General features: G+C 42.4%; 20 protein-coding genes and 3 pseudogenes. 20 read left to right on the plus strand and 3 right to left on the minus strand.

Translation table 11 applies throughout. The features are described 5' to 3' along the window. Positions 1-50 precede the first annotated feature (50 nt). From RBH91_RS22150 to RBH91_RS22160, 3 genes are read left to right on the plus strand one after another with little or no spacing between them, the layout of a single operon-like run. Positions 51-1,238: a galactokinase gene (locus RBH91_RS22150; protein WP_307892983.1), complete on the plus strand. Its 1,188-nt coding sequence runs from the start codon at positions 51-53 to the stop codon at positions 1,236-1,238. After that, positions 1,235-2,236: a UDP-glucose 4-epimerase GalE gene (galE, locus tag RBH91_RS22155; protein ID WP_307892984.1), complete on the plus strand. Its 1,002-nt coding sequence runs from the start codon at positions 1,235-1,237 to the stop codon at positions 2,234-2,236. The genes RBH91_RS22150 and galE overlap by 4 nt, the downstream gene beginning before the upstream one ends. Then, positions 2,233-3,720 carry a UDP-glucose--hexose-1-phosphate uridylyltransferase gene (locus RBH91_RS22160; protein ID WP_307892985.1) on the plus strand — a complete coding sequence of 496 codons (1,488 nt, stop codon included), beginning with the start codon at positions 2,233-2,235 and terminating at the stop codon, positions 3,718-3,720. The genes galE and RBH91_RS22160 overlap by 4 nt, the downstream gene beginning before the upstream one ends. A 33-nt stretch (positions 3,721-3,753) precedes the next feature. On the opposite strand, the gene RBH91_RS22165 is transcribed toward RBH91_RS22160, so the two are convergent. Continuing rightward, positions 3,754-4,926 carry an ROK family transcriptional regulator gene (locus RBH91_RS22165; protein WP_307892986.1) on the minus strand — a complete coding sequence of 391 codons (1,173 nt, stop codon included), beginning with the start codon at positions 4,924-4,926 and terminating at the stop codon, positions 3,754-3,756. A 145-nt stretch (positions 4,927-5,071) separates the two neighbouring features. Here RBH91_RS22165 and RBH91_RS22170 point away from each other — a divergent pair, with 145 nt between their 5' ends. The 12 genes from RBH91_RS22170 to ahpF all read left to right on the plus strand — a co-directional run bounded on the left by RBH91_RS22170 (position 5,072) and on the right by ahpF (position 19,120). Continuing rightward, on the plus strand, positions 5,072-5,503 hold the full coding sequence (locus RBH91_RS22170) for a MarR family winged helix-turn-helix transcriptional regulator (RefSeq protein ID WP_307892987.1): 432 nt from the start codon (positions 5,072-5,074) through the stop codon (positions 5,501-5,503). Positions 5,504-5,515: 12 nt separating this feature from the next. Next, positions 5,516-5,908 carry a rhodanese-like domain-containing protein gene (locus tag RBH91_RS22175; RefSeq protein WP_307892988.1) on the plus strand — a complete coding sequence of 131 codons (393 nt, stop codon included), beginning with the start codon at positions 5,516-5,518 and terminating at the stop codon, positions 5,906-5,908. 5 nt (positions 5,909-5,913) lie between these two features. After that, entirely contained in the window at positions 5,914-6,336 is a 423-nt protein-coding gene (locus RBH91_RS22180) for an EVE domain-containing protein (RefSeq protein WP_307892989.1), read from the plus strand. 232 nt (positions 6,337-6,568) lie between these two features. Then, a complete protein-coding gene (locus RBH91_RS22185; RefSeq protein ID WP_307892990.1) occupies positions 6,569-7,300 on the plus strand; it encodes a GntR family transcriptional regulator in 732 nt (243 codons plus the stop codon). Further along, positions 7,293-8,834 (plus strand): gluconokinase, encoded by a 1,542-nt coding sequence (gntK, locus tag RBH91_RS22190; protein WP_307892991.1) that lies wholly within the window; start codon positions 7,293-7,295, stop codon positions 8,832-8,834. The genes RBH91_RS22185 and gntK overlap by 8 nt, the downstream gene beginning before the upstream one ends. 22 nt (positions 8,835-8,856) lie before the next feature. Continuing rightward, positions 8,857-10,203, plus strand: a complete 1,347-nt coding sequence (locus RBH91_RS22195; protein ID WP_307892992.1) for a GntP family permease — start codon at positions 8,857-8,859, stop codon at positions 10,201-10,203. Positions 10,204-10,264: 61 nt separating this feature from the next. Then, a complete protein-coding gene (gene gnd, locus RBH91_RS22200; protein WP_307892993.1) occupies positions 10,265-11,671 on the plus strand; it encodes a decarboxylating NADP(+)-dependent phosphogluconate dehydrogenase in 1,407 nt (468 codons plus the stop codon). A gap of 417 nt (positions 11,672-12,088) precedes the next feature. Further along, the gene (gene adhE, locus RBH91_RS22205; protein WP_307892994.1) at positions 12,089-14,692 is read left to right on the plus strand and encodes a bifunctional acetaldehyde-CoA/alcohol dehydrogenase; all 2,604 of its coding nucleotides are present in this window, start codon (positions 12,089-12,091) and stop codon (positions 14,690-14,692) included. Positions 14,693-14,844: 152 nt separating this feature from the next. Continuing rightward, positions 14,845-15,456 (plus strand): DUF421 domain-containing protein, encoded by a 612-nt coding sequence (locus RBH91_RS22210; protein WP_404802459.1) that lies wholly within the window; start codon positions 14,845-14,847, stop codon positions 15,454-15,456. A gap of 13 nt (positions 15,457-15,469) precedes the next feature. Next, positions 15,470-16,765 (plus strand): chloride channel protein, encoded by a 1,296-nt coding sequence (locus RBH91_RS22215; protein WP_307892995.1) that lies wholly within the window; start codon positions 15,470-15,472, stop codon positions 16,763-16,765. A gap of 248 nt (positions 16,766-17,013) precedes the next feature. Then, positions 17,014-17,577 (plus strand): alkyl hydroperoxide reductase subunit C, encoded by a 564-nt coding sequence (gene ahpC / locus RBH91_RS22220; RefSeq protein WP_076760071.1) that lies wholly within the window; start codon positions 17,014-17,016, stop codon positions 17,575-17,577. 13 nt (positions 17,578-17,590) lie between these two features. Further along, positions 17,591-19,120 (plus strand): alkyl hydroperoxide reductase subunit F, encoded by a 1,530-nt coding sequence (gene ahpF / locus RBH91_RS22225; RefSeq protein ID WP_307892996.1) that lies wholly within the window; start codon positions 17,591-17,593, stop codon positions 19,118-19,120. A 241-nt stretch (positions 19,121-19,361) separates the two neighbouring features. Here the strand turns inward: ahpF and RBH91_RS22230 are convergent. After that, a pseudogene (locus RBH91_RS22230) lies at positions 19,362-19,681 on the minus strand (thioredoxin reductase); the annotation flags it as partial. A gap of 273 nt (positions 19,682-19,954) precedes the next feature. On the opposite strand from RBH91_RS22230, the pseudogene RBH91_RS22235 reads away from it, so the two are divergent. The 4 genes and pseudogenes from RBH91_RS22235 to RBH91_RS22250 all read left to right on the plus strand — a co-directional run bounded on the left by RBH91_RS22235 (position 19,955) and on the right by RBH91_RS22250 (position 23,420). Then, positions 19,955-20,451, plus strand: a pseudogene (locus RBH91_RS22235) (ATP-binding cassette domain-containing protein). Then, positions 20,402-21,322, plus strand: coding sequence for an iron-hydroxamate ABC transporter substrate-binding protein (locus tag RBH91_RS22240; protein ID WP_076760075.1), 921 nt, complete (start codon positions 20,402-20,404; stop codon positions 21,320-21,322). Before RBH91_RS22235 ends, RBH91_RS22240 begins: the two are co-directional and overlap by 50 nt. A gap of 86 nt (positions 21,323-21,408) precedes the next feature. Then, the gene (locus tag RBH91_RS22245; protein WP_307892997.1) at positions 21,409-22,419 is read left to right on the plus strand and encodes a FecCD family ABC transporter permease; all 1,011 of its coding nucleotides are present in this window, start codon (positions 21,409-21,411) and stop codon (positions 22,417-22,419) included. Continuing rightward, positions 22,416-23,420 carry a FecCD family ABC transporter permease gene (locus RBH91_RS22250; RefSeq protein WP_307892998.1) on the plus strand — a complete coding sequence of 335 codons (1,005 nt, stop codon included), beginning with the start codon at positions 22,416-22,418 and terminating at the stop codon, positions 23,418-23,420. The genes RBH91_RS22245 and RBH91_RS22250 overlap by 4 nt, the downstream gene beginning before the upstream one ends. A gap of 199 nt (positions 23,421-23,619) precedes the next feature. On the opposite strand, the pseudogene RBH91_RS22255 reads toward RBH91_RS22250, so the two are convergent. After that, a pseudogene (locus tag RBH91_RS22255) lies at positions 23,620-23,875 on the minus strand (23S rRNA (pseudouridine(1915)-N(3))-methyltransferase RlmH); the annotation flags it as partial. A 632-nt stretch (positions 23,876-24,507) separates the two neighbouring features. Here RBH91_RS22255 and RBH91_RS22260 point away from each other — a divergent pair. Next, complete coding sequence (locus tag RBH91_RS22260) at positions 24,508-26,352, plus strand: rhamnogalacturonan lyase family protein (RefSeq protein WP_307894832.1); 1,845 nt, start codon at positions 24,508-24,510, stop codon at positions 26,350-26,352. Positions 26,353-26,763: the final 411 nt, after the last annotated feature.

The raw sequence follows: 26,763 nt of genomic DNA on the forward strand, positions 1-26,763 counted from the left end.
TAAATTAATTTATTAAGTTTAGCCAATGTCTCAAATGTATAGGAGGACTTATGAATTCTTTAGCCGCTTTATCAAATGAATTTCGTTCGATTTTCAATACGGCAAAGACACCAAGAATCTTTTTTGCTCCCGGAAGAATCAACTTGATTGGAGAACATACGGATTACAATGGAGGACATGTGTTCCCCGCCTCTATCTCATATGGTACATATGCGCTGGGCGTGAAGCGGGACGACCAAATCATTCGATTCTACTCAATGAATTTCCCCGAGATGGGGGTTATTGAATGCAGCTTATCCGATTTAGCTTTTGCCCAATCCCACAGCTGGGCCAATTATCCGAAGGGAATGTTTCATTTTATGAAAGAGGCGGGACATCAAATTGTACACGGCGTCGATATTTTGTTTTATGGAAATATTCCGCACGGAGCCGGCCTCTCTTCTTCTGCATCTATTGAGCTTGCAACAGGCGTTTTATTAAAAGGACTTTTTGATTTAGAAATGGAATCCATCCCTATGATAAAGCTTGGACAAAAAGTTGAAAACGAGTACATTGGCGTAAACAGCGGCATTATGGACCAATTTGCCATCGGCATGGGGAAGGAAGATCATGCCATCCTGTTACATTGCAAAACGTTAGAATACAAATATGCACCATTCGTTTTGAAGGATCACGTGATGATCATCATCAATACAAATAAACAGCGCACTTTAGCCGGGTCTAAGTACAATGAAAGACGCGCCCAATGCGAAGAAGCGCTGAGCGATTTACAAAGGGAAATATCGCTCAGATGCCTCGGCGATTTGACAATAGAGGCATTCGAAGCAAATAAACATCTCATACAGTATGAATTGAATCAAAAGCGCGCCAAGCACGTCGTCTACGAAAATGCCCGGACGCTAGAAGCACGGGAAAAACTTCAGCAAGGCGACCTCGCCGGCTTTGGCAAACTGATGAATGAATCCCATCTATCATTAAGAGATGATTATGAAGTCACAGGCCTTGAGCTTGATACGATCGTACAGACCGCATGGGAACAAGACGGCGTCTTGGGAGCCCGTATGACCGGGGCCGGATTCGGCGGCTGTGCGATTGCCATCGTTGAAAAGGAGAGTGCAGATGATGTTAAGAAAAACGTAAGTGCCGTCTACCGGAAAACAGTCGGTTATGAGGCAACGTTTTATACTGCAGCTATAGGCGACGGTGCAAAAGAAATTGAGAGAGGAGTGGTTTTATGAGTGTGTTGGTGTTGGGCGGTGCTGGCTATATTGGTTCACATGCCGTGTATCAATTAATCGACAAGGGAGAAACTGTCGTCATCGTTGACAATCTCGAAACCGGTCAAAGGCAGGCGATACATCCTGATGCAGCCTTTTATGAAGGGGATATCCGTGATATCGATTTTCTTCGCTCTGTTTTTGAAAAGGAACCGATTGAAGAAGTGATCCACTTCGCCGCCAATTCACTTGTCGGCGAGTCCATGAAAAATCCCCTCAAGTACTATAACAACAACGTGTACGGAACCCAGGTTTTACTTCAGACCATGATCGAACACGATGTGAAAAAAATCGTTTTCTCCTCGACCGCGGCCGTCTATGGAGAACCCGAATCCACACCGATTACAGAAGCGATGCCGACGCTTCCGACGAGCACTTACGGAGAAACGAAACGGATCATGGAAAAGTTAATGAAGCGGACTGATGAAGCCTATGGCGTCAATTATGTCTCCTTGCGTTATTTTAATGTAGCGGGGGCAAGAGAAACGGCAGAGATCGGGGAAGATCATTGTCCGGAAACACACCTTGTCCCCATTATATTGCAGACGGCTCTCGGACAAAGATCGCACATCACCATTTTTGGTGACGATTATAATACGCCTGACGGAACTTGCATCCGCGACTACGTCCATGTGGAGGATCTCATCGATGCCCACCTGGCGGCATTAGATTATCTAAGAGACGGCGGCCAAAGCGATGTCTTCAATCTTGGCAGCAGCCAGGGATTTTCGGTGAAAGAAATGATCGATGCGGCAAGATCCGTCACTGGCAAAGAAATTCCTGCTAAAATCGGCGCGCGGAGAGACGGCGACCCAAGCATTTTGATTGCCGGTTCCGACAAGGCAAAACAAGTCCTAGGCTGGAAACCGTTGCGCACTTCTGTGGTAAAGATTATTGAAGACGCTTGGAAATGGCATTCTTCACATCCAAACGGATATCGGAAGGAAGTGTCAACATGATTTACCAAGATATAGCGGGCCTCATTCAAAAAGCGCTGGAAGCGGATTTAATTGAATCGGCTGATGTGAATTACGCCCGCAACCAATTGATGCACCTGCTGGGGCTGGAGTCATTTCCTGAAGAGGGTGTTGGAACAACCGATGAATCCATCCCCGACCTGCTTGAAAAGCTGACCGGCTATGCTGCCAAACACGGCATCATAACAGACGCTTCAGATGACAAGGAGATTTTATCAGCCAATATCATGAATTGCTTTGTTGCAAGACCGTCTGTCATCAATGCGGTTTTCAACCAGAGATATCATGAATCTCCGAGTGCAGCTACCGAGTATTTTTATCGGCTCAGCCAAAACAGCCATTACATTCAGACAAAACAGATCGAGAAAAATATTTCGTATAAGGTGGATACTGCCTATGGCGAAATGGATATTACAATCAACTTATCAAAACCTGAAAAAGATCCCGAACAAATCAAGCGGGAACGCGAAGCGAAACAAACCCACAGCTATCCTAAATGCCTGTTGTGCAAGGAAAACGAAGGCTACACAGGGCGGATCGGATATCCGGCACGGGCTAATCACAGGATCATCCAAATACCGCTTCTTGATGAAAATTGGTATTTCCAATATTCACCCTATGTCTATTACCGTGAGCATAGCATTTTGTTTTCGGAAAAACACCGCCGCATGAAAATCGACAAACAGGCATTTCACAGGCTTCTCACTTTTACAGAGATGTTTCCGCATTATTTTATCGGATCAAATGCCGATTTGCCGATCGTCGGCGGATCTATTTTAAGCCATGACCATTATCAGGCCGGATGTTATGAGTTTGCCATGACGCGCGCGGAAGATGCTTTTTCATTTCAATTACATCGCCATCCGCAAATTGAAGCTTCCGTATTAAAATGGCCGATGTCCGTGATCCGCCTGAAAGGAACAACAATAAACAGCCTTGTTGAGGCGGCGGATGATATTTTTCAAACCTGGAAAAACTACTCGGATCAATTAGCAGATGTCATCGCTTTTACTGATGACACGCCACATAACACGATTACGCCGATTGGCAGAAATCGCAATGGAATCTTTGAAATTGACCTTGTGCTCAGAAACAACCGGACATCTGCTGAACATCCATTCGGCATTTTTCATCCGCATGAAGACGTGCATCATATTAAGAAAGAAAATATCGGATTAATTGAGGTAATGGGGCTGGCCATCCTGCCGCCTCGTTTAAAGGCTGAACTGGCGGCAATCAAAGAGTTTCTGCTTGGCCGTCCAAGCCGGATCGAAGCCCATCATAAAGAATGGGCAGAACACCTTAAATCCGAGTATCGAGAAATTTCCAGCCCGGAGCATGCTGAATTGGTTTTACAGAAGGAACTCGGAAATAAATTTGTCAAAGCCCTTGAAGATGCCGGAGTATTAAAAGAGCGGAAAGCTTTTATGCGTTTTATTGATGCGGTGATTCAACAGATAAACTAAGGATGAAAATAGGCTGTTCCAAAAGGGTTCAGCCTATTTCAGCACCGGATCAAATAATTCCGTCAGCAGTAACGAAACAGCGCCCAATAACGTGGCCTCTTCACCAAGCCGGGTAACAGCCACCTCTGTCTGTCTCGCTTCAGCTGTCAGAGCTTTTTTCTGTATCGTTTCCACAATAGCAGGCATCATGAATTTTTCGCCCTTCATGACCCCGCCTCCCAACACCATTTTACTTGGATTGACAAGATGAATGAAGTTGGTTAATCCGATTCCGATGATGCTGCCCGTTTCATGAAATAGATCGATGCAGGTTTGGTTTCCGCTTTGCGCCATCTCAAACATGTCTTGAGCCGTCAGTCCGCCCGCGCGCTCTTTGAGCTGTTTTCTCCCCCGTTCGGCAATAGCAGGTCCGCTCACTAATGTTTGCAGGCACCCTCGGTTTCCGCATTCACATATTTCACCGTTCATATCAATGATCATATGTCCCAATTCTCCGGCGATCCCTTGAGCCCCGTGATATAATTTCCCGCTGATCACAATACCGGCGCCCACGCCCCTGCCAATATTAACGGCAGCCATGCTGTCAACATCGCCATGGCCGCCGAACCATGATTCACCCAGCGCCATCGCGCGAGCGTCATTTTCAACTTTTACCGTTAAGTTGAATTCTTTTTCCAGCGCTTCTTTTATGGGGATATTGGTTAAGTTTAAAATGGGTGCGATCAGAGACGTTCCCGTTTCCGCATCGACCACCCCGTGCATCGCGATTCCGATGCCGATAATTTTTTCTTGGTCGACACTGGACTGGCTTAAAATTGTATCTATATTCTCCTTTAAAACAGCCATGAACATATCGTTCGTTAACGGTTTTTCCAGCAAACTGGATGTCCGCTGAAAAATGTCTCCAGCTAAATCGGTTAATATACATTCCACCGTCTCAGGCCCCGCATCAACGCCAATCACATAAAAAGCACCTGTGTTGATGTGCAGCATCGTCGGTTTTCTTCCCCCGCTGGAGTGGCCGAGCGTGCTTTCCTTTACCAGCCCTTGATCTATAAGCTCTTTGACAATGCTGCTGACCGTAGGCGGCGTAATCCTTGTTTCTTTGGCGATTTGCGCTCTGGAAATCGGCTCTGATGTTCTGATTTTATTGAGAATGATCGATTTGTTCACCGACTTCATTAATTGAAATGTTCCTCGCTGCATGGGGAATCCTCCATTTTAAACATATAGTAGGTTTTATTTTATCACGGTTAGTTAATTAAATTAACAAACGAAAATAAGAAAGGTTGCATTCGGTATAATAATCAGTTAAACTGATTATATTATTCATTGACTATCTCAGGAGGTGATGATTTTGGCACAATTAAACCAGTTTTATGGGTTTTTGTTAGGAAAGATTCTTCAGCAAATGGAGGATCAATTCGCTGAAGTTTTGGCTCCGTTTAACCTTAATGCCAGGCAATTCGGAGTGCTTATATTTATTAAAGAAAACCCCTACTCTTCGCAAAAGCTGATTTCCGAGAAATTGCAGATCGACCGTACCACAATGGTGAGCCATGTTGACCATTTAGAGGGATCAGGCTTTGTGGAACGGACCAAAAATGCAAGTGACCGCAGAGCATACAGCCTGCTCATTACTGAAAAAGGCAGTGATGTACTGTCATCATGCAAACAGGTTTTAGTACAAACAGAATATGAAGTTTTATCCCCCCTAAATGAAAATGAACAAAAATTATTGAAAGATTTGCTTTTGAAAGTATGGAGCAAATATAAAAACTAGGAGGAGTGCCGCATGAATTCACTCGATTTTTTCAATGCACGTTTAGAAGCCACTATTAGTCCGATGGATTTTGTCAAATCAGCAAAGCTCAACCCTGAGAAACATTTCTTAGTGGATGTAAGAAACGGACCAAGCGAATTCAAGAAAGTGACGATAAAAGATGCTCAAGTGATACCTGAACAGGATCTCCCTAATCGATTAAACGACATCCCAAAAGATAAAGAAATCATTGTGTACTGCTGGGATGTCTGGTGTAATACAGCAGCTAAAGCGGCTAAATTTTTATTAGAAAATGGTTATCAAGTGAAAGAGTTGACCGGAGGCATTGCGGCATGGAGAGAAATGAATTTTCCTGTGTCAGCATGTACTGAAGGGGCTACTGACAAGGATCATTGCGGGTGCTGAAGCAGATGAAAACAAAGTATTGGATTGGTGTGGCTTCCCGCGATCATGTCTTGAAGGGGGTATCCGGAGGCTTTGCCCAGCTTTGCCACGGAAAAGAGGCCCCTCTAAAAAGAATGAATCCTGGTGATTGGATCATTTATTACTCTCCAAAGCAGAATCTAAAAGATCATGCACCCTATCAAAAATTTACAGCTGTAGGAAAAGTGGCTGATGACAGGGTGTACAAATTTGACGCAGGAGAAGGATTCATGCCCTACAGAAGAAAAATCGACTTTTTGAAATGTCTGGAAATGTCCATCCACCCATTCATTTCTTCCCTCTCTTTCATCAAAAACAAAAAGCACTGGGGCTATTCCTTCCGATTTGGACATACAGAAATCAGCGAACAAGACTTCAAACTCATTTTTAAACAAATGATCAAAATATAAAGGGCGGTGACTCCCTTTATATTTTTTTGCCTTGGCAGGACCTTCGCCAATTATCCGGTTCCCCTTGTTCTACATTGCGTTCGGTTCTTTAAACAGCGCTTTAACATAGACAAAGTGTTTTTTAATGGAAAAATTTTCTGTAAAATTTGAAATGAAAGTGTTTGCATAATCAAAATAATCGCGTTATCATACTTGTATACAAGTATACTCGTATAACTAGGAAGGTGAGTGTATGAGCGAATCTAAAGGTCTTTTATACCCAGAAAAGTGGCTTTCAAGGGCTTCAACTGGTGTTCGCGTCGCATCCGAGCTCAGAATGCGCATTATTTCCGGCATGATTGAAAGCGGTACCATTTTGTCTGAAAATAAATTGGCTGCGGAATTTTCGGTGAGCCGGTCTCCCATCCGCGAGGCTTTAAAAATACTGGCATCGGAAAAAATCATCCGCCTGGAACGGATGGGCGCCGTTGTCATCGGGCTGACCGAAAAAGAAATTGAAGAAATTTATGATGTCCGTTTATTGATGGAAACATTCGTATTTGAACGGCTTGGGAAAGCAAATGTAGACGAACTGGCAACAGACCTAAGCAAAATATTGGAAATGATGAAAATCTCCATCAAATACAAAGATGCTGATGAATTCTCATTTCAAGATGTCTTATTTCATGAAACGATTGTACGCTCCATCAATCATTCCTACATTCTGATGATATGGAACAACCTTAAACCCGTTATGGAAAGCTTTATTCTTTTATCCATGCGGGCGCGCTTAAAAGAAAAATACGAAGACTTTGAAAGAATTCTCGATAACCATGAACTTTATATTCAAGCGATCAAAACGAAAGACAGGGCCCTGATGATCAAGTCCCTACATCAAAATTTCGATGACGTACAAGATAAAGTTGAAGATCTTTGGCTGTCACAACAAATGCTGACGAAAGGGGCCGAACAAGAAAATGACTAGTTATATGTTAGGCATAGATATCGGTACGACAAGTACGAAAGCCGTTTTATTCAGTGAAAAGGGGGACGTTATCCAAAAAGAAAGCATCGGTTATCCGCTTTACACACCGGACATCTCAACGGCTGAACAAAACCCGGATGAAATTTTTCAAGCCGTCATCCAAACAGCGGCAAAAATCATGCAGCAGCACCCTGAAAAAAAGCTGTCATTCATTTCATTCAGCAGCGCCATGCACAGCGTCATTGCCATGGATGAAAACGACGAGCCGCTGACACCGTGCATCACTTGGGCGGATAACCGAAGCGAAGGCTGGGCTCACAAGATCAAAGAAGAATTGAACGGGCACGACGTCTACAAGCGGACGGGAACTCCGATCCACCCGATGTCGCCGCTGAGCAAAATCGCCTGGATTGTCAACGAGCATCCTGAAACCGCTGCCAAAGCAAAAAAGTATATCGGGATCAAAGAATATATTTTTAAAAAGCTCTTTGATCAATATGTTGTCGATCATTCCTTAGCTTCAGCCATGGGCGTGATGAATCTGAAAACACTGGATTGGGATGATGAAGCTTTATCCATTGCCGGCATCACGCGGGATCATTTATCTAAGCTGGTTTCGACAACTGAGATCTTTCAAAACTGCAATCCGGAAATAGCGGCGATGATGGCGATCGATCCGAAAACGCCATTTGTCATCGGCGCAAGCGACGGCGTCTTGTCCAACCTCGGTGTCAACGCCATTAAAAAAGGGGAAATTGCCGTCACGATCGGGACAAGCGGCGCGATTCGGACGATTATCGACGAGCCTCAAATCGATGAAAAAGGACGAATCTTTTGCTATGCCTTAACGGAGAAGCATTGGGTCATCGGCGGACCCGTCAACAACGGCGGAATCGTTCTTCGCTGGATCAGAGATGAATTTGCCTCTTCAGAAATCGAAACGGCAAAGCGCCTTGGAATTGATCCGTACGATGTCTTAACAAAAATCGCCGAACGCGTAAGACCCGGCGCCGATGGATTGCTATTCCACCCATATCTCGCAGGTGAACGCGCTCCGTTATGGAATCCGGATGTGCGCGGCTCATTCTTCGGCCTCACCATGTCACATAAAAAAGAACACATGATTCGCGCGGCATTGGAAGGGGTTATTTACAACTTATACACCGTCTTTTTGGCTTTAACAGAATGCATGGACGGACCTGTCACCCGAATTCAAGCGACAGGGGGCTTTGCAAGATCGGATGTCTGGCGGCAAATGATGGCCGATATATTCGAATCTGAAGTCGTCGTGCCGGAAAGCTATGAAAGCTCATGTCTGGGCGCCTGTATTTTAGGTCTTTATGCGACAGGAAAAATCGAATCTTTCGATGTCGTCTCTGACATGATCGGCAGCACTCACCGACATGCGCCAAAAGAAGAATCGGCCAAAGAATACAGAAAGCTGATGCCGATCTTTATCAACTTATCGAGGGCATTGGAACATGAGTATACACAAATTGCAAATTATCAAAGAAGCATAACCAACAACAAATAGGGGAAGAATTGGAGGCGTTATCATGCCATTATTCATTGTAGCAATCGGGATTGTCGCATTATTGCTGTTAATTATGGGGTTAAAGCTGAACACGTTTGTTTCATTGATTATCGTCTCGTTCGGCGTTGCTTTAGCACTCGAAATGCCGTTGGATGACATTGTGAAAACGATTGAAGAAGGATTGGGCGGAACGCTTGGCCACATCGCATTAATTTTTGGACTCGGCGCCATGCTGGGCAGGCTGATCGCAGATTCGGGGGGAGCGCAGCGTATTGCGATGACCCTCGTCAACAAATTCGGCGAAAAAAACATTCAATGGGCGGTCGTCATTGCCTCGTTCATTATCGGTGTTGCTTTATTCTTTGAAGTCGGACTGGTCTTATTAATTCCAATTGTATTTGCTATTTCAAAAGAATTAAAGATTTCGATTCTTTTCCTCGGTATCCCGATGGTCGCAGCTTTATCCGTCACACACGGCTTCCTGCCTCCGCACCCGGGACCGACAGCGATCGCTGGGGAATACGGCGCCAACATTGGGGAAGTTTTGCTTTACGGTTTCATTGTTGCAATTCCAACAGTGCTTGTAGCCGGACCTTTATTTACGAAGCTTGCTAAAAAAATCGTACCGCAATCATTTACGAAAACCGGCAATATTGCATCTTTAGGGGAACAAAAAACATTCAAGCTTGAAGAGACGCCAGGCTTCGGCATCAGTGTATTTACGGCGATGCTTCCGGTTATCATCATGTCCATCTCTACGATTATTACGCTGCTTCAAGAAACGACCGGGCTGCAAGATAATGGCGTACTGGCAGCAATTCGTTTAATCGGTAATGCATCTACTTCAATGGTGATCTCCTTATTAGTCGCGATCTATACGATGGGAATCGCCAGAAAAATCCCAATCAAAACAGTGATGGACTCTTGCTCTTCAGCCATTACACAAATCGGGATGATGCTCTTAATCATCGGGGGCGGCGGCGCCTTCAAACAAGTATTAATCAATGGCGGAGTAGGCGACTATGTGGCCGAATTATTCAAAGGAACGTCAATGTCTCCTATCCTGCTTGCCTGGGTGATCGCAGCAATCCTGCGCATTTCCTTGGGGTCTGCCACAGTTGCTGCATTAAGCACGACCGGGCTCGTCATTCCAATGCTGGGACAAACGGATGCCAATCTCGCATTGGTGGTGCTGGCAACAGGGGCCGGAAGTGTAATTGCTTCCCATGTCAATGACGCCGGCTTCTGGATGTTCAAAGAGTACTTTGGTTTAAGTATGAAAGAAACATTTGCCACATGGACATTGCTGGAAACGTTCATCTCTGTAGCCGGACTTGGATTTATTCTATTGATGAGTTTAGTTGTATAACACACTACTCACTCTCGCAGTATAAAATGAACGATTAAATTGATGAAGGAGCAGGTACCAAATGTTGAATACAATCGGTGTCATAGGTTTAGGGGTAATGGGCAGCAATATCGCCCTAAACATGGCCAGCAAAGGGGAACAGGTCGCTGTCTATAACTACACAAGGGATTTAACCGACCAGCTCGTACAAAAGACTGAAGGACAGACTGTCAATCCGTACTATGAGCTTCAAGATTTTGTTCAGTCTTTAGAAACGCCGAGAAAAATCTTTCTGATGGTGACAGCAGGAAAACCGGTTGATTCAGTGATCGACTCCCTCCTCCCTTTGCTTGAAGAAGGGGATGTCATCATGGACGGCGGCAACTCCCATTACGAAGATACAGAACGAAGATATGCTAAGCTGAAAGCGAACGGAATCGGCTACTTGGGAATCGGCATTTCCGGCGGCGAAGTCGGTGCTTTAAAAGGCCCTTCCATCATGCCTGGCGGAGATCGGGATGTCTATGAAAAAGCCGCTTCAATCCTGACAAAAATCGCAGCGCAAGTCGGAGATGATCCATGCTGTGTGTATATCGGTCCAAAAGGGGCAGGGCATTTTGTCAAAATGGTGCACAACGGGATTGAATACGCTGATATGCAACTAATCGCAGAAGCCTATACATTTTTAAGAGAAAAATTGCTTTTGCCTATTCATGAAATCGCTGACATTTTTGAATCGTGGAATCAAGGCGAGCTGAAAAGCTATTTAATCGAAATCACCGCAGAAATCTTAAGGAAAAAGGATGAAAAAACGGGTGCGCCGCTGATCGATGTCATCCTTGACAAAACAGGTCAAAAAGGCACAGGCAAATGGACAAGCATGCAAGCCGTTGACAACGGCATCCCATCTTCGATTATCACGGAATCCTTGTTTGCCCGCTATATATCATCGTTAAAAGATGAGCGGATGGCTGCGGAAAAGGTGTTAGCCGGACCTGAAACAGAAGAGCGGCACTTGGATAAAAACTTGTGGATCGACTACGTCAGACAGGCGTTATACATGGGAAAAGTCTGCGCCTATGCACAAGGCTTCGCCCAATACAAAATGACGTCTGAGCTGTACGGATGGGACTTACCTTTAAAGGATATCGCCTTAATATTCCGCGGCGGCTGCATCATCCGCGCCGAATTCTTAAATCTCATCAGTAAAGCATTCCAAGAACAGCCGAACCTGTCGAACTTGCTGATCGCGCCTTTCTTTGCAGAAAAGCTCACAAAATATCAGACAGGCTTGCGAAAAGTAGTCTGTGAGGGCATCAGCTCCGGCATCTCATTCCCATGCTTGAGCACGTCCCTATCTTATTACGACAGCTACCGGACAGGCCGTTCAAACGCAAACCTGCTGCAGGCGCAGCGTGATTACTTTGGCGCCCATACGTATGAACGTACAGATATGGAAGGTGTTTTTCACACTGAATGGTATCACTAAAAGTTTAAACTGCATCCCAATAGGAGGTGCAGTTTTTCTCTTTTTAAAAAGTATTTTTGGGACTAATTGCCCGATCTACCTCCCCGCTCCCCCCTAGTCTTAGCATTCAGAGACTTGTCTGTCTAAGTATGAATAAGAAATATTTACTATTTTTATCATGATTCATACTTTGTTCAACATTTCACAAATTACTATTTTTAATTCCGTGATAAGATAAATTCATTCATAAAAACAAGGAGATGAGATCGGGATGAGAACATTTATTATCTCATCAAAAATAAAAATTCCCATATCAGCATAAAAATTTTTAGTCTCGTTTGTGAAATTATTCACAAACTTACCGGCGACATTTTTCTTTCGAGATAATCCCAAGAATCCTGTTTGTAGAATTCCTATCAATTCATTGGAGGGTTTACAATGGCAGTCGAAGAAAAGGAAATGAAACAGAAGCAAAATGTCTCAACAATGATTGATCGTTTAGTAGAAAAAAGTCTTACGGCATTGGAAGAATTCCGCAGCTTTGATCAGGAGCAAATTGATGAAATTGTCAAACAGATGGCGCTTGCCGGACTTGATCAGCATATGCCCCTTGCAAAGCTTGCGATCGAGGAAACAAAACGCGGCGTATACGAAGATAAAATCATCAAAAACATGTTTGCCACAGAGTATGTCTACCACAATATTAAATACAATAAAACAGTTGGAATCATCCATGAAAACGAACATGACGGGGTCATTGAAATTGCGGAGCCTGTCGGTGTCGTCGCCGGGGTAACACCAGTGACGAACCCGACGTCCACCACCATGTTCAAGTCCCTGATATCGATTAAAACAAGAAATCCAATCATTTTTGCATTCCATCCATCCGCACAAAAATGCAGCAGTGAGGCTGCAAAAATCCTTAAAGATGCGGCTGTCAGGGCAGGGGCGCCTGAACATTGCATTCAATGGATCGAAACACCATCACTTGAAGCAACCCAAGCCTTAATGACCCATCCAAAGGTTTCTCTGATTCTTGCCACTGGCGGCGCAGGCATGGTGAAATCCGCTTACAGCTCCGGCAAACCGGCCCTTGGCGTTGGACCGGGAAACGTGCCATGCTATATCGAGAAATCTGCAAACGTAAAACAAGCCGTAAATGATCTGATTTTATCCAAAACATTCGATAACGGGATGATTTGCGCTTCAGAACAGGCAGTCATCATCGATAAAGACATTTATTCAGACGTGAAAAGGGAAATGACCGTCAACAATTGCTACCTACTAAATGAGGCAGAAAGAACAAAGGTTGAACAATTGGTCATCAACGAAAATACCTGTGCGGTCAATGCTGATATTGTCGGCATGTCAGCCTGTAAAATTGCCGAAATGGCAGGCATAAAGGTTCCTGAAGACACAAAAATCCTTGTGGCAGAATTAAAAGGGGTCGGGCCGGAATACCCGCTTTCAAGGGAAAAATTAAGTCCCGTTCTAGCCTGTTATAAGGTGAACGGACTCCAAGAAGGATTAAAGCGGGCCGAAGAAATGCTTGAATTCGGCGGCATAGGCCACTCTGCGGTCATTCATACAACCGACCAGGAAGCCATTGAGCAGTTTGGATTAAGGATGAAAGCAGGGCGGATCATCGTCAATGCTCCCTCTTCCCAAGGAGCGATCGGCGATATTTATAATGCCTATATGCCTTCCTTAACACTTGGCTGTGGTACGTATGGAGGAAACGCTGTATCGACAAACGTGGGTGCGATTCACTTAATCAACACTAAAAAAGTGGCAAAAAGGAATGTCAATATGCAGTGGTTTAAAGTACCGCCAAAAATTTATTTTGAAAAACATTCAACACAATATTTAGCGAAGATGCCTGATATCTCAAAAGCGTTTATTGTGACTGACCCGGGAATGGTAAAACTGGGCTATGTGGACCGCGTCCTTCACTACTTAAGAAAACGCCCGGACTACGTTCATTGCGAAATCTTCTCTGATGTAGAACCTGACCCATCGATTGAAACGGTCATGAACGGCGTCGAGATGATGGCTAAATTCCAGCCCGACGTCATTATTGCACTCGGCGGGGGTTCTGCAATGGATGCCGCTAAAGGGATGTGGATGTTCTATGAGCACCCTGATGCTGAATTCTTCGGATTAAAGCAGAAATTTTTAGACATCCGCAAACGCATCGTCAAATTCCCGAAATTGGGAGAAAGAGCAAAATTCGTTGCGATTCCAACGACATCCGGAACCGGTTCTGAAGTCACCTCATTCTCTGTCATTACAGATAAAGAGGCAAATACGAAATATCCGCTCGCCGATTATGAATTAACGCCGGATGTGGCGATCATTGACCCGCAGTTTGTCATGACCGTACCGAAACATATTACAGCAGATACAGGAATGGACGTATTGACACATGCGATCGAATCCTATGTATCCTGCATGGCCAACGACTATACAGACGGCTTGGCGATGAAAGCCATCCAGCTTATCTTTGAATACCTGCCAAGAGCGTACAAAAACGGCAGCGATGAGCTGGCCCGAGAAAAAGTGCACAACGCATCAACGATTGCCGGTATGGCATTTTCCAACGCATTCCTTGGCATTAACCACAGTTTAGCCCATAAGCTGGGGGCGGAATTTCATATTGCCCACGGACGTGCAAACGCCATTCTTCTGCCGCACGTCATCCGCTATAATGCAGCAAAACCGAAGAAATTCGCGGCATTCCCGAAATACAGCCACTTCGTAGCCGATCAGCGCTACGCGGACATTGCCAAAATGCTGGGCTTGCCGGCAAAGACAACGGAGGAAGGCGTCGAAAGCCTGATTCAGACCATCATCTCGCTTGCCAGAGAGCTTAAAATTCCAATGAGCCTCAAACAAAACGACATTGATGCCGCTACATTCGAAAGCAAAGTAGATCTTATGGCAGACCGCGCCTTTGAAGACCAATGCACAACAGCAAATCCGAAGCTCCCATTGGTGTCTGAACTGGCTGAGATTTATCGTTCTGCGTTTAAAGGAGTTTAATCCTCGATTCAGTGAAAAGCCATCCTGCAAGGGATGGCTTTTTGCCGTTTTTAAAACACTTTAATTGCAGTCTAGGCGGTTCAGCCATGAATAATTTTATATTTCTTTTACAACATATAATTATTCGATGTGTTTTGGAAGGAGGAATGTTCTTGGACTTACATTTCATCTGGAAAGCTGTTGTCATTGTCATAGGAGGAGTCCTCATTTTGCGGTTAGCCGGCAGAAAATCCATTTCACAGCTTACTGTTGCACAGACTGTCATCATGATAGCTGTTGGTTCATTAATTATTCAACCAGTTAATGACAGAAATATTTGGATTACAATGAGCGTCACATTTTTAATGATTCTCACTCTTCTTTTGATTGAGTATATCGCTTTAAAATTTGATGCTTTAGAGAGCTTTATTTATGGAAAATCAGTTCTGGTAGTCGAAAATGGGCAAATGAATATAAGGAATTTAAAAAAACTGCGCTTAACTGTTGATATGCTTGAAGTCAGATTGAGACAACAAAATATTCAAACATTTAAGGATTTACAATGGGCGACAATCGAATCGAACGGTCAGTTAGGATATATGTTAAAACCGAATAAACAATATGCTACTAAAGAGGATATTCAACAGTTGAAATTGCTGATTGAAATGAATCTCAATCAACCTCCTATTGAACCCCCCGTACCACAAGCAAATGCCTCAGATAACATTTTTACGGAAATCAAAAACCCTATGCATGCCAAAAAGCATTCAAACGAATTGAAATGAGGTTACAGATCAAGTGATACAGGATACTAGTTTTTTAAAGATTCTTGGTAAATGGATATTATATGGAGGCATCATTGGCGGAATTGTGGGGTCAACGACAGCCTTCCTGCTAGAAGCGAACGACTATCTGGGTGAAGTAAGAGAACAAAACGGCTGGCTCATATACCTCCTGCCGCTTGGAGGAATTGTCATTGGCTACATATACATGAACTATGGAAAAGTAGTCTTACATAACACCTTAAATGACACCGCCCAATTAAATAATCTTGTGATTGACGCTGTGAATGGAGAAAAACAAGTTCCGCAGAGAATGGGACCTATTGTCTATCTCGGAACTTTTATAACGGTTTTTTTCGGCGGATCAACCGGGAGAGAAGGGGCTGCTGTCCAAATGGGAGGCAGTGCAGCTGCAATGGTAAACAAGTTGTTTAAGGTCGATTTTTTAGACACTAAAATTTTAATGATGAGCGGTATTAGTGCCGGGTTTGGTGCTGCATTTGGTACACCCGTAACCGGCGCTGTATTTGGAATGGAGATGACTGCTTTAGGAAAGTTGAAATTTGAAGCGCTTGTCCCTTGTTTTGTGGCCAGCTTCACCGGTCACTATATCACGACTGCCGCTTGGGGAGTTAAGCACGAAGAATTTCTCATCCATGCTCTACCAGAGTTATCTTTCATCACATTTGTAAAAATTCTTCTTGTTTCTGTTATGTTCAGCCTATTAAGCGTCGCATATTGCCAATTGAGACACGGAATAGAAACATTCACCGAGAGAATTTTTAATAAAAACCATATGAAAAGAGCCTTTGTTGGAGGAATCATTATTGTATGTTTATTTTTAATGGCTGGTTCACAAGATTACAATGGCCGTGGTTTGAACATGTTAGAGCAGGCTTTTAAAGAAGAGGTGCCTCCTTTTGCCTTCCTCGCCAAGCTCATTTTTACAGCCGTTACTTTGGGGACGGGCTTTGTCGGCGGTGAGGCTATACCATTATTTTTCATGGGTGCAACACTAGGTAATACCTTACACTCCATTGTCCATTTACCTCTCTCATTTTTAGCAGCATTGGGACTGATTGCTGCGTTTTGCGGCGGTGCTAATACCCCTATCACAGCGTTCTCGTTGGCACTGGAAATGTTTGATGGAAAAGGATTAGAGTACTTTTTTGTTGCTTGTCTCGTTAGCTATATATGTTCCGGCCATCATGGACTATGGCCGTCTCAAAAAATATATGAACCAAAGAGCCGATTATACAGTGTTATTAACGGAGAAACGATCAAAAATGTTGAAAAAAAGAAAAAGTCTTAGACCTGATGTCCATCCTTTTAGCGGATGGCTTTTCTATTTACCGTACATGCTTGATTTTCAATTAGAACTTTTCATTCTCATCTTTCTCACTAGTAAAATCAATTTTCAACTAGCTTACCTTATAAAAAACAAAGTCCTTGACAAAAAATATTTGTTATTTAATAATCTATATATAATTATAATAATTCTAGAAAAGTAAAGTTTATTATTTTATTTTTCTTAAACCACATTCAGGAGGAAGATGCATTATGTCTCTAATCGGAAAAGAAGTAAAACCATTCACAGCAAAAGCTTACAAAAACGGTGAATTTATCGATGTAACAAACGAAAGTCTGAAAGGTCAATGGAGCATTTTCTGCTTCTATCCGGCAGATTTCTCATTCGTTTGCCCGACTGAACTTGAAGATCTGCAAAACGAATATGCTGCCCTAAAAGAACTTGGTGTAGAAGTATACTCTGTTTCCACAGATACTCACTTCGTACATAAAGGCTGGCACGACAGCTCTGAAAAAATCGGCAAAATCACTTACGCGATGATCGGTGACCCATCTCAAACCATCTCCCGCAACTTTGAAGTGCTGAACGAAGAAGAAGGTCTTGCTGACCGCGGAACATTCATCATCGATCCGGACGGCGTCATCCAAGCGGTTGAAGTCAACGCTGGCGGTATCGGCCGTGATGCAAGCATTCTGATCAATAAAGTAAAAGCGGCTCAATACGTCCGCCAAAACCCAGGCGAAGTATGTCCGGCGAAATGGGAAGAAGGTTCTGAAACACTGACACCAAGCCTTGACCTAGTAGGCAAAATCTAAGGAGTGCATTCAATTGGTACTTGAAGCAAATATCAAAGCACAATTAAACCAATACATGCAGATGATTGAAAATGACATCGTCCTTAAAGTCAGTACAGGCGATGACAGTGTCTCCAAGGATATGCTGGCTCTTGTAGAAGAGCTGGCTTCCATGTCATCAAAAATCACTGTTGAAAAGGCGCAGCTCGACAGAACGCCAAGCTTCAGCGTCAATCGTGCCGGAGAAGAAACAGGCGTGACATTCGCCGGGGTTCCGCTCGGTCACGAATTCACATCTTTGGTGCTGGCACTCTTGCAAGTAAGCGGCAGACCGCCGAAAGTCGATCAAAAAATCATCGATCAAATCAAGAACATCAGCGGCGAATACCGCTTTGAATCTTATATCAGCCTGACATGCCACAACTGCCCTGACGTTGTGCAGGCATTAAACATGATGAGCGTGCTCAACCCGAATATCACACACACGATGATTGACGGTGCGGCATACAAATCAGAAGTTGAAAGCAAAAACGTCATGGCCGTGCCGACCGTATACTTGAACGGTGAACCGTTCGGCAGCGGCCGGATGACGCTCGAAGAGATTCTTGCGAAGATGGGCAGCGGCACGGATGCGTCTGAGCTTTCTGATAAAGATCCGTTCGACGTGCTTGTTGTCGGAGGCGGTCCGGCCGGTGCGAGCGCGGCGATCTATGCGGCGCGCAAAGGCATCCGCACAGGAATTGTTGCCGAACGCTTCGGCGGCCAGGTCCTTGACACGATGAGCATCGAGAACTTCATCAGCGTGAAGCGCACCGAAGGGCCTAAGCTTGCGGCAAGCCTTGAAGAACACGTGAAGGATTACGAGATCGACGTCATGAACCTGCAACGCGCAAAAGGTCTCGAGAAAAAAGATCTTTTCCATCTAGAACTCGAAAACGGCGCTGTCCTGAAAAGCAAAACCGTCATCCTTTCAACAGGCGCACGCTGGCGCAATGTCGGCGTACCCGGTGAACAAGAGTTCAAAAACAAAGGTGTCGCATATTGCCCTCACTGTGACGGACCATTGTTTGAAGGCAAAGACGTAGCCGTCATCGGCGGCGGCAACTCCGGTATCGAAGCAGCGATTGACCTTGCAGGTATCGTCAACCACGTTACTGTTCTTGAATTCGCACCGGAGCTGAAAGCTGACGAAGTTCTGCAAAAACGTCTCTACAGCCTCCCTAACGTGACTGTCGTGAAAAACGCCCAAACAAAAGAAATCACGGGCGATGAAAACGTAAACGGCATCACTTACGTAGACCGTGAAACAGGAGAAGAAAAACACGTCGAGCTCCAAGGCGTCTTCGTCCAAATCGGTCTTGTGCCGAACACGGAATGGCTGCCTGAAACCGTCGAACGCAACCGCATCGGCGAAATCGCAGTCGATAAACGCGGCGAAACAACCATCCCTGGCCTATTCGCTGCCGGCGATTGCACAGACAGCCCGTATAACCAAATTATTATTTCGATGGGATCTGGAGCGAACGCTGCTCTAGGCGCGTTTGATTACCTGATCCGCAACTAACTAGTATACAAAGCCGCTGTACTGCTTAAATGGCAGTGTGGCGGCTTTTTTCTTTCTATAAACCTTGTCCAGTTGTTCATTTTAAGTTGCCTCCCCCTCTAAAAAGTAATGATCATACACAATATACAGGACCTGATATGGTTCACCACTCTAAAGTGATTCAATAATTCACCTAAGGACTGCTGCCAAGTCATAGCATTTTCAATTAGGATCGTTCTCAGGCGAGACGAAATGTTTATAAAAGCGAAGTCATCGTATAATGAAAATTAGCGACTTTAAACCCGCTCTGCTGCTCCTTCAATTTCGAGCTTTTTAAAATGCAAAATTCCACTCCCAACAGCAATAATCACTGTCTTTGTATAATGATTTTGACCTGACGCCGTGCTTAGCAAAAATGGGTATCAATTCTATTTTTTCATTCAACACCGCTGTTGGATCAAAGATCAATCAACTAACATCCCAAATTATTTTCTCCGGGTAAACAAGGATTTCCCAGCCAAGTTTCGGCCAATATTCAATTAGCTTCATCTCTCTTAACCCGCTATAAAAGGTTGAAATCATCCTGTTGATTCATCACCGTTCACTCCCAAACATCATTCGTAATTGCTTATCAATGATAAGTTATTAAACCTATTTTCATAATAATTATTTTTATCTTTCTAAAAGTTTTCATTTTCATGAGGGTACTATGATAAGGACACATCGAATTTCTGTATTGACATATTGAAAAATGAAATATATATTTATTGTTGATATTGATAATCATTATCGATTATTTATTTGTTTTTCATTCTGCGGGCCATAAAGGTGATTTGGCTATTTACTGAAGAATTAATGTACTGGCTATGGGGAACGTTTAATTGTAAAAAATCTCAGTGTAACGATTCCAAATAAAAGGTGACAACCATCTCGGACCCAATGGTTGTGGAAAATCAACATCTACTGAAGCGTATTATTCCACATCAATCAGGCTCAGTCCTTTTAGATGGAAAAGACATTTCAAAAGAAGACACAAAAGCCTTGGCGAAAAATGCTATGGCTCTTGTACGGAAGACGGGCATTATTTTTCTTGATGATGGTACTTCATGATTTACATCGAGCTGCTCGTTTTTCAGATTATATCATTGCATTAAAAGACGGCAAAGTCGTGAAGGCCGGGCTTGTGAAGAGATGAGTACTGCGGGAAGTCTTTCAAATTGATGCCGTTATTGGCCGTGACCCGAGAACAAATAAACCGATGCGTGTTACTTACAATTTATTTATTAAGAGGTGAAAATGAGCATGAAGAAACTATTAATCCCGTTTTTGCTACTGCTGACTCTTATTATTAGTGCATGCGGCAATGAAGAGTCAACAACAAAGGATAGCGGCTCAACGAAAAAAGAATCTGAAACGATTACATACCAAGCGGAAACAGGGCCAATTGAAGTTCCAGCCGACCCACAAAGAGTTGTTATGCTTTCAGGCTACACTGGAAATGTGTTAGATTTAGGAGTCAACGTTGTCGGTGTAGACACTTGGTCTAAAAACAATCCAACCTTTAAAGAAAAGTTAAAAGATGTTCAAGAAGTTTCAGAAGATGACCTAGAAAAAATTATTGAATTAGAGCCAGATTTAATCATCGCGTTATCAACGGTAAAAAATTTAGACAAATTAAATGAAATCGCACCTACTGTTACTTATACATGGGGTAAAGTAGATTATTTAACTCAACACGTGGAAATTGGCAAGCTACTAAACAAAGAAAAAGAAGCCCAAGCATGGGTTAATGACTTTAAACATCGGGCAGAAGAAATTGGAGAAGATATTCGTACAAAAATTGGCGAGGATTCAACTGTATCTGTTATTGAAGCATATGGGAAAGACCTTTATGTTTACGGTAATAACTGGGCGCGCGGTACAGAAATCTTATATCAAACGATGAAACTAAATATGCCTGAAAAAGTAAAGGAAGACGCGTTAAAAGCAGGGTATTATACGTTATCAGCTGAAGTGCTTCCAAAATATGCGGGAGATTATGTCATTTTAAGTAAGTACTCTGATGCGAATACATCTTTCCAAGAAACAGACACATACAAGAACATTCCTGCTGTCCAAAACGGACATGTCATTGAAATGCAAGGTGAAGGCGCATCATTCACTGACCCAATCACACTTGAAAAGCAACTAGCATTCTTTAAAAAAGCGTTTCTAGGAAACTAAGACTAGAAAAGTAGAAGTCTATTGAAAGGGGTTGACCGGAAAGGGCAGCCCCTTTCCCATTCTAAGAAAGGAAAATTACGAGCTTTATGATAAGAAAAACTCAATCTTTTACCCCATTTGCCTTCAAACTGATCTTAGGAATTCTAGTTTTTATTGGTATGTTTTTTATGGCAATGGTATTTGGAGCTGCAGCCGTCTCAGTTGAAGATGTATGGTTGGCTCTTTCGTCTTCTGCATCCGGTGATCATATTTCGATTATCCGTGATATTCGGTTACCTCGTGAAATAGCTGCCATTTTTGTTGGCGCAGCTCTTGCTGTCTCTGGTGCAATCATGCAAGGTATAACAAGAAACCCACTTGCTGATCCAGGTTTACTAGGATTATCTGCCGGGGCTTATGCAGCATTGGCTGTTACGATCGCTTTCATTCCATCAGCCAATTACTTTTTGACGATGGTTGCCTGTTTTATTGGAGCCGCAATCGGTGCCTTGTTGGTTTTTGGAATTGGTTCGATGAAAAAAGGCGGATTCTCTCCTTTCCGTATTGTATTAGCGGGTTCTGCTGTTTCCGCCTTTTTATACGCCATTGCTGAAGGGCTTGGCCTTTATTTTAAAATTTCTAAAGATATCTCGATGTGGACAGCAGGAGGGATGGTCGGAACGACTTGGAATCAACTGCAAATCATCGTACCTTTTATTATAATTGGAATTGTTGTTTCCTTCTTCCTTTCGAGACAACTTACCATTCTCAGCTTAAATGAAGAAGTTGCAGTTGGCTTAGGCCAAAATATCATTAGAATTAAAATCCTTCTATTTATTGTCATTATCATTCTCGCGGGAGCATCTGTTGCTCTGGTTGGCAATATGACCTTTATCGGTCTTATGATTCCTCATATTGTTCGGGCAATTGTTGGAACCGATTATCGTTTTATTTTACCAATGTCTGCAACTTGCGGAGCTACTTTTATGCTATTTGCTGATACACTTGGCCGTACCTTAAATGCACCATATGAAACACCTGTTATAGCCATTGTCGCTATGCTTGGTTTACCGTTCTTCCTGATCATTGTCCGAAAGGGAGGAAAAACACTCTCATGATACATTCAGCATTAATCAAAAAACAGCGAATTATTTTATCGATTTCTCTAATACTCATCATAGCTACAGCTATAATTGGGATGGGAATAGGGTCTGCTAGTTTATCTTTTGACAGACTCATCCAGACTCTATTAGGTCAAGGAACCTTTAAAGAGGAATTTATATTATATTCTATTCGATTGCCTCGAATATTGATTACTTTATTAGCTGGGATGGCACTTGCTATGTCAGGTGCTATTTTGCAAGGAATCACAAAAAATGATTTAGCTGATCCAGGCATTATTGGGATTAATTCCGGTGCTGGGGTTGCCATTGCCGTTTTCTTTTTATTTTTCCCAGCTGAAGCCGGATCATTTGTTTATATGATTCCAATTGTTGGCTTTATAGGAGCAATTATAACGGGCTCCTTCATTTATCTGTTAGCCTATAACAAAAATAGTGGTATGCAGCCTATAGGCTTAGTCCTCATCGGAGTCGGATTCTCAACTGCACTTTCCGGAGCTATGATTGTCATTATTTCTTCTGCTGAACGGACAAAAGTTGATTTCATCGCCAAATGGCTGTCAGGAAATATTTGGGGTACAGATTGGCCATTTATTGGGGCTCTCCTGCCTTGGTTAGTCATCTTGATTCCATTTACTTTGTACAAAGCAAATCGACTAAATCTATTAGGATTAAGCGAGCCTGTAACCATTGGAGTTGGGGTTTCCATTGAAAGGGAGCGGATCGTTTTACTTTTAACAGCTGTCGCATTAGCGGCTGCTGCCGTTTCTGTCACAGGAGGTATTTCCTTTATCGGATTAATGGCCCCACATATCGCAAAAACTTTAGTAGGACCCAGAAATCAACTATTTATCCCTGTTGCTATTCTACTTGGCGGTTGGTTATTATTATTCGCCGACACAATCGGACGTAATATCATTGAAACCACTATACCGGCTGGAATCATGGTCTCAATAATCGGGGCACCTTATTTTATTTATTTGTTATTGAAAAAGTAAAAATCCATAAAAACGAGGCTGTCCCAATAAGTCTCCAAAAATTTATTTTTATATTTGATGACAAAATGGACCCATTAAATCAAACCCTTTGGTATTGTTGATCTTCACAAAGTCCATTTTGCGGAGGTGGTATGAAAGGGAGGAGTTTTCTCTTTTCAGACGACCTCTTTTATCTATAATAGTGACATCTATAAAAACCTCATTTACTTATGATAGGCTCCCCCCGATTAATCCGAAACGCCCAATAAACCTAGCCGCATGAGCTGATGGGGAAACGTCATTAAACGTCATTCGTGAAAACGGCAGCTTCTCATCCGTACGCTTCAAGACGGCATCAATCAGGCCGAGCGAGCCGCCATGACAAAGGTTATTTTACTCTCTCCATATGTATCCATTCTATCCATATTATCGGCTAATTCTTCTGAACTTTTCAGTTTTCCTTCGATCGCCAGAGGATGGCGCGGGGAGTAAGTGTTCAGCATTCGGTATTAACTTACTGATGATATGGTTCTCCGTTACTAGTCTAAAAGGCGCTTTTTATTTTGAACTATTGTAATTAATTCTATACTCTTTGTAAAGTAAATCTTTATTCATCAGGAATTTTATCCTTAGCTATAACTTCAATCCACCAGATACTACATACAACTATTTCAGATACTACACTTAAATTGTTATGAATTCATAAAATCTATACATATTCAAATTTATATTCACTTTAAATTCACTATAATTAGGATTATATACTAACGATTTAATTATGAACTACAAAGGAGTAAATTTGGAGGAATATGTAGCTGCTTTAATATCTATACTTGATGCTTGTATAGTTTCAAGGACATACCTTATTGTTTTCATCTTTCTAAAAATAAAAAAAAATACTTACATTTGACATCTAATTATTTCTGCTTATTTACTAAAAAGAGAAATTAAACCAAAAGAACTATTAAATAATGTAAAATCAAGTCGATAAAATAGAAGAAATATAAAATAAAAGATTGCATATCTCATATAACGACAGGATCAGCAGAAAGATAATGGTCTAATTATATGATGTATTCAATCATAGGAGGATGATGTAGTGTTTTACATGCGGAAGTCGTTTCAAAAGTCTATAGGGTTATTGATAGCGTTTACTCTTATCCTATCATTTTCTTCTCCGACCCTTATAGCAAAAGCAAATACTGCGAACGTAAAAGAAAAGGCTGGGCCAAGACAAATGGAGAATCTAGGACGTGGTGTTGTTGCTGTCCGTAATGGCTCAACTGTTTTTATTAGCTGGCGCTTACTTGCATTAGATTCGAAAGATATTGGATTTAATGTCTATCGTTCTTCAGCAGGAGGCAAAGAAGTCAAAATTAACAAGTCAGTCATAACAAAAGGTACTAATTATGAGGATAAGACAGCTGACTTATCCGTAAGCAATGTTTACCGTGTGCAGCCAGTCATCAATGGTAAAGAAGTCAAAGACAATAAAACAGCAGGCTCCTCCTTTACTCTAGAAGCTGGAAAAGCTGATGGTCCCTATGTGACAGTCCCTCTAAAAAAAGGCGGACCTATCAGAAATGTTTGGGTAGGAGATTTTGATGGAGATGGAGAATATGATTATTTCCTCACTCGTTATAAAGAAAAACCTCAAGTCGTAGAAGCTTACAAACAAGACGGCACATTACTATGGTCCGCAAGCATGGGGCCAAACAGCGATAGTAAAAGCGCTTACAACTCAGCAACAATAGATGTAGGTATGTGGGATAATGCCACGGTTTATGATTTAGATGGCGATGGAAAATCAGAAGTAATCTTAAAGATTGCTAATGGTGTAACTTTTGGTGATGGTGAAAAATGGAGCGACAGCAGCGACACCAAACAATGGATCGCAGTGCTTGATGGCATGACAGGTAAACTTAAAAGTGCCCAACCACTACCTGATGATTTCATCTCTGATGGCCCTTTAGCCACTCAACTGGGAATTGGTTATCTTAATGGGAAAACACCAAGTATTGTAGCATATGCGAAGAATCGTACGAAAGATAGAAAAGCATTTAATCTAGTCTTTTCTGCATATAGCTATCACGGTTCGAAACTAGAGATGGATTGGAAATGGCTGCGAGAATCACAAGAGTATGCAGATGGCCATCAAAATAGAATCGGTGATTTTGACGGAGACGGAAAAGATGAAATTAGTACAATTGGTTTTGTATTAAATGGTGACGGTACAATGAAATACTCTTTAGATGGTGTGCGTCATGGTGACCGTTTCTTTATCGGAAAGTTTGATCCGAACAGCGATGGTTTTCAGGGATACGGCGTTCAACAGCGTAATAAAAGTGGATTACTAGATTATTATTATGATGCATCCAACGGTTCCATTATTTGGCATCATAAAGACCTATCCACTGCAGGTAAAGTGGATGTGGGACGCGGTAATATTGGTGATATAGATCCTAGATATCCTGGTTATGAAATTTGGGCATTTGATGGGATATACAATGCCCCTACGAATACCCAAATTACCACAAAAGAGCATCAACCTTATCCTAATTTCCGTCTATGGTGGGATGGAGATCTTTTAAGTGAGAAATGGGATTCTGGCAATATAGGTAAATGGTACTATAAAAAGAATAAAGTAGGCCGTTTAGTCACCACTTGGAAATATGAAAATGCCACAAAAAATGATAGAAGTGTTATGCCATTCTATGGTGATATTTTCGGGGATTGGCGTGAAGAAGTGATCCAGACAAGTCGAGATTACTCAAAACTTGTAATCTTTACTACTTCTACACCGACTGATCACCGTTTATACACACTTGCTCAAAATCCAATGTATCGAAATTCCATGGCGATAAAAGGTTATACTCAGTCGCATTTAACAGACTATTACCTAGGAAGTGAAATGGATACTCCACCGACACCTAATATCTATTTAGCTCCATAAAATATGATCCAGATATAATGGATAAATTGCAGAATATATCTTAGAGTGAATATCTCTTTTGATAAACAGATGAACAATGATATTAGAGTAGTAAACCCTAAACTAAACAATTTTCGGCATAACGTAGGCTTAAATCAATAAAGTTCTAGATATCTTTTCAATGGATAAAGAAGTCCCTCTTCTAAATAGGGAGAGGGACTTCTAATTTTCAGTGTTGAACGTGCTACTGCTCAACTAGTACATAAATGTAATTATAATAACTTTCTATAATATTGTTCACTCGATATAATGACTATTCTCTAGTTTATTTACTATATTAGAGAAAGGTTTGCGAGAAACTATTGATAAATACTCCAAGAATCATTTAATCATCTTTTATACCTATCATAAATAAATCGGCAATTATTTAAA

This window comes from Bacillus swezeyi (genome assembly GCF_030908325.1).
Classification (GTDB): Bacteria; Bacillota; Bacilli; order Bacillales; family Bacillaceae; genus Bacillus; species Bacillus swezeyi.